Origin of the sequence: Dehalococcoides sp. (assembly GCF_041654235.1) — a bacterium.
Taxonomy (GTDB): domain Bacteria; phylum Chloroflexota; class Dehalococcoidia; order Dehalococcoidales; family Dehalococcoidaceae; genus Dehalococcoides; species Dehalococcoides mccartyi_B.
This window is the reverse complement of record NZ_JBAZDW010000063.1, coordinates 1-7,232: the sequence shown is the minus strand read 5'-3', so window position 1 is coordinate 7,232 and position 7,232 is coordinate 1. Positions and strand designations below refer to the sequence as shown.

Genomic DNA, 7,232 nt, shown 5'->3' with positions numbered 1-7,232 from the left:
GACTACCCGCGAACTTGCCCGCATGATAAAAGAGGCCGGTCTGGATTTTGTTTCACTGGATGAAGAACCTGCCGAAGACTTGCTGGGTCTTTATACCGGTGCGGCTACCATCTTCGGGGCTACCGGTGGCGTTATGGAAGCGGCTATCCGCAGTGCCTATATGCTGATAACCGGACGCGAACTGGAAAATCTGGATATAGAACCGGTACGCGGGCTGGAGGGTGTCAAGACGGCTACTTTGAATGTAGATGGGTTGGAACTGAAGGTAGCGGTAGCTCACGGTCTGGGTAATGCCAGAGCTTTGCTTGAAGAGATAAAAGAGGGAACTTCACCCTATCACTTTATAGAAATTATGGCTTGCCCCGGCGGTTGTGTCGGCGGTGGCGGCCAACCCATACGCTTTGATTCCAGTCTGAAGAAAAAACGCGGTGAAGCCCTTTACGAAGAAGACAGGAATATGCCCAAGCGGTGTTCCCACCATAACCCGTCAATAGCGAAAATATATGCTGACTATCTGGAGAAACCACTTGGCAAGCGTTCTCATAAACTGTTGCATACCGAATATACTAGTCGCCCGGTAGTTTAAGGGCAAATAATAAATCAATACGCGGGAGGAACAAAATAAATGTTCAATGTCCAGAGTATTAGCCTTAGAAAAGAGCTTGTTATTGCCTTTTTGGTTATGCTGGGGTTGGCCACTGCCGCCCCCCTGTTGGGCAACCAGTATCTGACCGGTTCACTGGTAAATGCCGTCCTGTTTATCAGTGCCGTAACACTCGGCTGGAAAAATGCAGTGGCTATCGGCCTTATTTCCAGTACTATTGCTTTGGCTACCGGTCTTTTGCCAATAGTCATGGCTCCCATGGTGCCCTTCATCATGGCGGCTAATGCTCTGCTGGTTACAAGTTTCAGTGTGCTTTGCGGCAAGAGTTTCTGGCTGGGTGCCGGAGTGGGCGCCGTTCTGAAGTTTGCTTTCCTTTGGGCTACTTCCAGCCTGATTTTGAACCTTTTTATAGAACAAAATGTGGCTGACAAGATTGCCGGAATGATGGGTTTAACCCAGCTTTTCACCGCCCTGATGGGTGCGGTTATTGCTTATGGCGCTCTGCGTCTGGGCAAGAAGATATAGCTTTTCTGTAATCCTGTAAGTAACCGTTAAAGGGGGCTTTTAGCCCCCTTTTTATATTGTGCAAGATTCAGGCACTTTACCATGAGTGACTGTTTGCAGGTTGTAGTATAAATACAGGTAACAGGCAACCTGCCGGTAAACAGCAGAGATATCAGAAAAATTACTTAAAATAAGAAAGTGCCTGTTTGATATATATGTGATATCGGGCAGGCACTTGTCAAACTGGCCTCAGATATGATTTTCAAGCCAGAAAAACAGGTCATTCCAGACCTGCGGGCAGTCAGGTTCGTTCAATACCTCATGGTACATACCGGGGTAAGTTATCAGGGTTTTATCTTTAGACCTTATCCGTTGGACCAGCTCACGGCTGCCTTTTATATTTACCAGATGGTCTTCCTCGCCGTGAATAATCAGGCTGGGCAGACTGATATTCTTCAGAAAATCGGGCAGGTCTTGGCAAATGCGCAGAAATTCGGCCGCCATTTGGGCACTCATACGGTGGTGAAGCACCAGAGGGTCTTCATTGTAAGCTTTGACTACATCTTTGTTATGGCTGATAGTGGATGCGTTAATCTTACGTACTCCCAGCATCGGTGCAATTTTGGACAGGGGTTTAATAAGCTGGTTAATAACGCCCGGCATGCCGGTATTAGGCTTTAGGGCAATGCTGGAGAAGATAAGCCCGGCGGCATCATACTGGTTCTTGCTGGCATAGGCTGCGGTAATCAGGCCGCCCATGCTGTGGCCGAAGATGAATATTTTAGAGGTAGGGTGCTTGGCCTGCACCATACTGAAGGCGCTGATAAGGTCATAAATATATACATCGTAACTGGATACATAACCGGCTTTGCCGTCTGTTTTGCCATGGCCGAAATGATCATAAGCATAAACGGCATAACTTCTGTCTGCCAGATAATGGGCCAGTTCACTGTAACGGCCTGAATGTTCACCCAGACCGTGAACTACCAGCACAATTGCCTTGGGACTGCCGTTTGGCAGTAAAGCCTGATAGTAACAATTGTATTCCTGACAGCCTTTGAAATGCCCTTCAGTGAACCTCATCTTGTTTTAGTCTTCTACTCCTGCTTCTGCTTCCATTTTAGCCAGGCGGGTATAGTAATCTTCTATTTCATTCAAGTGAGCCAGAGCTATTTTTCCGGTCATTACCGGGTCATCACTAGTGACATTGGTATGAGGGTCTCTGGTACCATGTTCCAGCTCTACGTCCATGCCCATGCGGAACTGTTCTATATCATAATTCTTAAAGGTAATGCCAAGTGTTTTAGCTACTGCTAGAGCTTCTTTGGTTGAAAAACTTTTCTTAGACACTTTCAAGTTTCCTCCCTCGCATAATATTAAAGCTATTCTGAAGGTAAATAGAAAATATGTCAACCTATTCTATAAGCAAAGCGGATGAATCTTGATATACCGGAATAATATGTATTGGGGAAGAAACTATGGATATTAACAAATTCACTATTTTACATTCCGGAGATATGTATGGAGATTTTCTGGCTGAGTAGGAAGCCGCCGGGTATATGGCAATAGGGTTTTATTCGTAGGTTTTCAGCTGTTTACGCAGGGCTTTCCAGTTCGGGCAGTACTTTTCAACTATTACCCAGAACCTGTCGGTATGGTTCATTTCCACCCGGTGGGAAAGTTCATGGATTACCACGTAATCCATTACTTCCGGTGGTATGGTTGCCAGTTTCCAGTTGAAGTTTAGGTCACCCATAGAGGTACAGCTTCCCCAGCGGGTTTTTTGGGCGCGTATGCAGAGCCTGCCAAAGCTTAGCCCCATTTTGGCGGCATTTTTCTCAAGGCAGGTTTTGACAATCCCGGCAGCCCGGTGGCGATACCACTTTTCCATTACTTCAACCGGAGTTTTGTCGCCGGTAAGCAGATGGATTGTATTTTCAGCCAGACTCACATGGCCTCGCTCTCCGCCCTCTTTTATCCGCAGGGTATAGAGCTTGCCCAGATAGGGAACTTGCTGTCCGTCATGCAGCCCGTCCTCCAGCACAAAGCGGTTGGCGTTCATTTTGTTCTGGTGTTTCAAAATCCAGGCTGAACGTTGTAGCAGGATATCGTCCAGACCGTTCATATTGTATTGGTGGGGGACGGTAACTACCAAACCGGTGGCAGAGCGTATCGCCAAGCGGATAAGGTCTGAAAAGCGGCTCTTTCTAAGGGTATAGTGAATCTCTTTACCCTCCAGAACTATGCTTTTTTTGCCAATAACCTCAGGTCGGGAATAAACATTGCGGGGACTCAACGCGGTATCTCAGCCTCCATTTTTTTAGTGCGGGGCTGGTTTAACATAACAATAAGTATGCCGGCTAATACCAGCATACCGCCCAGAAATTCGTTAAAGGTAAGGCCTTCGCCCAGAAACAGATATCCCAGAATAATGGCACCTACCGGTTCACCCAGTATGGCTACCGAAACTACCAGAGCAGGTACCAGCCGCAAAGCCATGTTAAGGGAAGAATGGCCTACCAGCTGGGAAACTACTGCCAGCAGGAAAATCATCAGGTAAGTAGTGCCGGGATATCCCCCGAAGCTATCACCGCTGATAAATGCGCCCGCCAGCAAAAAGAAAGCGGCACTCCCGTAAAGCAGAGTGATATAGGGCAGGAAATCTATACTGTTACGCATCTGGCGGCCAATAATCAGGTAACCGGTGGTGGGAATGGTGGCCGCCATAGCCAGCATATTGCCTAAAAATGCCTGTTCACCCACCTGCGTGGTGGCCAGATTTATCAGTACCATGCCTCCGAAAGCCGCCAGCACCCCAAAGATGGCTTTCGGGTTAAGCTGTTCCCGCCACATTATATAAGACATAATGGCTACTAGTACCGGGTGTGAGGTTACCAAAATAACCGAGCTGGCAATAGAGGTGTATTCAAGCGAACTCACCCAGAAAAACTGGTCCATGCCCACCAGAAACCCGGCTAGAATGATAAGCAATAGGTTTCGCCGTGAAAGACATTTTATAGCCAGATATACAGGCCTCGCGGCAAACGGTAAAAGTAAAAGGGTAGCCGCAAGCATACGCAAACTGGCGATTATAACAGGCGGTGCATCTGCCAGACGGGTAAAGACCGAAGCCGCAGCAATGCCAAACACCCCAAGAAGCAACAGGAGATACGTTTTAGCTTTCATGTGAAGCATTCAGCATACCCTAATTCCTTAAAAAATACCAGTTTACGCCTGTCGGATGGATTATAATAGTATTAACAAGCAGGGGAGGTTAAGATGAAAATTATAGACCTTCGGAGTGATACTGTTACCCGTCCCACCCCCGAAATGAAAAAAGCCATGTGCGATGCCCCTCTGGGAGATGACGTGTTTGGGGAAGATCCCACTGTAAACCGTCTGGAGGAAATGGCAGCCGGGAAAACGGGTAAAGAGGCCGCTTTGTTTACCCCCAGCGGCACCATGAGTAATCTGCTTTCAGTCCTGTCCCAGACCCGCCCGGGTGATGAAATAATACTGGGGAGTGAAGCCCATATACTCTGGTACGAAGTAGGCGGGGCATCAGCAGTGGGAGGTGTGGTTATGCGGGCTGTGCCAAACCAACCTGACGGCACTATCCATCTGGCAGATATAAAAGATGCTATACGCGGCTCAAATCTTCATTTTCCGCCTACCCGGCTTATCTGTCTGGAAAATACCCACAACCGTTGCGGGGGTGCGGTGCTAAGCCCGTCCTACACCGCCGGGGTGGCAAATCTGGCCAGAATGCGGGGTATTAAGGTCCATCTGGACGGTGCCCGTTTGTTCAATGCCTGTGTGGCTCTGGGTGTTTCAGCCAAGGAACTCTGTCAGGGGATGGATACAGTCAGTTTTTGCCTTTCAAAAGGGCTGTCGGCACCGGCAGGATCACTTTTGTGTTCTGACCAAGAAACCATAAACCGGGCCAGAAAATTCCGCAAGATGCTGGGCGGAGGCATGCGTCAGGCCGGGGTATTAGCAGCCTGCGGTATTGTGGCGCTGGAAACTATGATAGAGCGCTTGGCTCTGGATCACGCTATGGCTAAAACTCTGGCGGAAAGTCTGTTTGATATAGATAACCATACGCTGGATAAACAAATTGTCCAAACCAATATTGTCATTTTCAACCCGCCGTTTGGTCTTGGTGCTGACGAATTTTTAGAGCAGGCCAAGCAGGCCGGGTTACTCTTTACCAAGGGTAGTCACGGCCGGGTCAGGGCTGTTTGCCACCATGACCTGAGCGAGGCAGATATACAAACGGCCATTAAGCGTATTGCAGCTATGAAAAAGGCTTAGTCACGCCGGAAGCTTTATAAGCACTACGGGTGCATACTGCAAAGACAACCCGCCGGTAACGAGTGGCGTTATTTGTGAAAAAACGGCTGTTAGGTTAAAATTAGATACAATGAAGAAATTCCCCAAGCGTACATATTCAAACCCCATCCAGTTTTTCTCCGATATTGGTTTTATCCTGAGAAACCGCCGTAAGTTAAAGGAATCCCGTTTAAGCGGATTTCCCGGCCCGGCCTTTCGGGAACGGTTGATGCTGGCGGTAACCGGGGTTAATGAATGCCGCTTTTGCACTTATGCCCATACCAAAATGGCTCTTGAAAGCGGCATTTCCCAGTCAGAAGTGAAAGCCTTGCTGGATGGTGATTTTGGTAACTGCCCACCGGAGGAGCTGGGCGCAGTCCTCTTTGCCCAGCACTGGGCAGACACTGCCGCCAAACCTTCTGCAAAAATGCAGGGCAAGTTTGAAGCGGATTACGGAGCCGAAAAATCAGGTTTTATAAACCTGTATCTGCGCATGATACGTATCGGCAACCTTAGCGGCAATACTGCTGATAAATTGCTGTATTATATTTCCTTCGGCAAAATGGGGCTGGACCGTCAGCTATAGATGCGTTGAATTTAGCCTGTCTATAAGATATAATCGGCCTGAGTTCTTTGGGCGGTTAGCTCAGTGGTTAGAGCACCTGCTTCACACGCAGGGGGTCAGTGGTTCAAATCCACTACTGCCCACCATACTGTACGATAGGAAGAACTCCTATCCGTTCCTCCAGCACACCATTGATAGGTAACAAGTAATGGATTACTCCTTGTCGGTCGATGACGTCGATTTTCTTTATGAAGCCTCGCAGAAAAGAACGCTTCCCCGTCAATTCGCTTTCCTCCAATAACCGGCGCATATCCTTAACATAGCTTTTGACAATTTCAGGGGAAGCCAGTTCGACCCGCCTATCCGATAACATGTTCGTAACCTGTACTTTTCTTTCCTGTAATTTTTCAGTACGAAGTCTTAGATCGTGAATTCTCGGGGCTAGGTCGGCGAGTGGAACCTTCCCATTTTCCACTGCATCATAAAGCCTCTCCAGGCGACGATCGGTGTCATTCATTTCTTCCAAAACGGCATCAAGCTCATTCTGGTATTCTTTCGAGTTTACATCCATTTCCAGATTAACCATTTCAACCAAGCGCGTAAGATGTTCTTCGGTTAATATTTTCTCCCTTATAACCTTCACGACTGTCTCTTCAAAGGCGCGACTGTTGAAATAATGTGACGGGCAAGAACCGGCTCCCTTCTTATTTAACGTGCCGCATACATAGTAGGAAAATTTGCCACTCTTGGCATCCTGGCCGATCATTGCTTTCCCGCAATGACCACAGAACGTGAAACCACTTAATAGAAAGCGACTGGATGCTCTTTTAGGATGAAGGCGTTTGGGGGCTCTATCCTTGATTAAGGCTTGTGCACTATCAAAAACTGAACGAGTCACTATTTCCGGGCAGGCATTTTCCACCCTAATTGGGGTTAATCCGCGCTTACTGTTACGTCCCCAGACAAAGGTACCAGCATAAGCTTCATTGGCTAGAATAGTTCGTATCCCCGTCTTACCCCAACCTTTGCCACGAGGAGCATCTATACCTTTGCGATTTAATTCCTTGGCGATTTCTGTCAGTCCCTTACCATTTAAAACGTCATTAAACATAGAACTCACAATGCCGGCCTGATTTGGATCAATTTCCAGTTTGGTGCGTTCCTTCTCCCCGTCCTTGAAGCGGATTTTTCGATAACCGTAGGGTGGTCTACTGGATAAATAGAAAC

The 7,232-nt window shown here is 47.8% G+C and carries 9 protein-coding genes and 1 tRNA gene; 5 read left to right on the top strand and 5 right to left on the bottom strand.

What is annotated here, in order from left to right; translation table 11 throughout:
- On the top strand, window positions 1–586 hold a 586-nt coding region (locus WC259_RS07015; RefSeq protein WP_372643852.1), incomplete at its 5' end, for a [Fe-Fe] hydrogenase large subunit C-terminal domain-containing protein.
- A gap of 39 nt (window positions 587–625) precedes the next feature.
- Window positions 626–1,129: an iron hydrogenase gene (locus WC259_RS07010; protein ID WP_372643849.1), complete on the top strand. Its 504-nt coding sequence runs from the start codon at window positions 626–628 to the stop codon at window positions 1,127–1,129.
- Between the two features lie 228 nt (window positions 1,130–1,357).
- Here the strand turns inward: WC259_RS07010 and WC259_RS07005 are convergent, their stop codons facing one another.
- The 4 genes from WC259_RS07005 to WC259_RS06990 form a co-directional block, all read right to left on the bottom strand.
- On the bottom strand, window positions 1,358–2,191 hold the full coding sequence (locus tag WC259_RS07005; protein WP_011308783.1) for an alpha/beta hydrolase: 834 nt from the start codon (window positions 2,189–2,191) through the stop codon (window positions 1,358–1,360).
- A 6-nt stretch (window positions 2,192–2,197) separates the two neighbouring features.
- Window positions 2,198–2,458 (bottom strand): DUF5661 family protein, encoded by a 261-nt coding sequence (locus WC259_RS07000; RefSeq protein ID WP_011928725.1) that lies wholly within the window; start codon window positions 2,456–2,458, stop codon window positions 2,198–2,200.
- Between the two features lie 223 nt (window positions 2,459–2,681).
- On the bottom strand, window positions 2,682–3,404 hold the full coding sequence (locus tag WC259_RS06995) for a M48 family metallopeptidase (RefSeq protein ID WP_372643846.1): 723 nt from the start codon (window positions 3,402–3,404) through the stop codon (window positions 2,682–2,684).
- Window positions 3,401–4,303: a DMT family transporter gene (locus WC259_RS06990; RefSeq protein WP_015406795.1), complete on the bottom strand. Its 903-nt coding sequence runs from the start codon at window positions 4,301–4,303 to the stop codon at window positions 3,401–3,403. Before WC259_RS06990 ends, WC259_RS06995 begins: the two co-directional genes overlap by 4 nt.
- An 84-nt stretch (window positions 4,304–4,387) precedes the next feature.
- On the opposite strand from WC259_RS06990, the gene WC259_RS06985 reads away from it, so the two are divergent.
- The 3 genes from WC259_RS06985 (at window position 4,388) to WC259_RS06975 (ending at window position 6,151) form a co-directional block, all read left to right on the top strand.
- Entirely contained in the window at window positions 4,388–5,422 is a 1,035-nt protein-coding gene (locus tag WC259_RS06985) for a GntG family PLP-dependent aldolase (protein WP_015406796.1), read from the top strand.
- Window positions 5,423–5,531: 109 nt separating this feature from the next.
- Window positions 5,532–6,026 carry a carboxymuconolactone decarboxylase family protein gene (locus WC259_RS06980; RefSeq protein WP_011308788.1) on the top strand — a complete coding sequence of 165 codons (495 nt, stop codon included), beginning with the start codon at window positions 5,532–5,534 and terminating at the stop codon, window positions 6,024–6,026.
- A gap of 49 nt (window positions 6,027–6,075) precedes the next feature.
- A tRNA-Val gene (locus WC259_RS06975) sits at window positions 6,076–6,151 on the top strand.
- Here the strand turns inward: WC259_RS06975 and WC259_RS06970 are convergent.
- On the bottom strand, window positions 6,139–7,232 hold a 1,094-nt coding region (locus WC259_RS06970), incomplete at its 5' end, for a recombinase family protein (protein ID WP_372643843.1). The two genes, WC259_RS06975 and WC259_RS06970, sit on opposite strands and share 13 nt — an antisense overlap.

What these genes read in the sequence shown, in the direction of transcription:
- WC259_RS07010 (WP_372643849.1), top strand. Translation starts at nt 626, where the DNA reads ATGTTCAATGTCCAGAGTATTAGCCTTAGAAAAGAGCTTGTTATTGCC.
- WC259_RS07005 (WP_011308783.1), bottom strand. Translation starts at nt 2,191, where the DNA reads ATGAGGTTCACTGAAGGGCATTTCAAAGGCTGTCAGGAATACAATTGT.
- WC259_RS06990 (WP_015406795.1), bottom strand. Translation starts at nt 4,303, where the DNA reads ATGCTTCACATGAAAGCTAAAACGTATCTCCTGTTGCTTCTTGGGGTG.
- WC259_RS06985 (WP_015406796.1), top strand. Translation starts at nt 4,388, where the DNA reads ATGAAAATTATAGACCTTCGGAGTGATACTGTTACCCGTCCCACCCCC.
- WC259_RS06980 (WP_011308788.1), top strand. Translation starts at nt 5,532, where the DNA reads ATGAAGAAATTCCCCAAGCGTACATATTCAAACCCCATCCAGTTTTTC.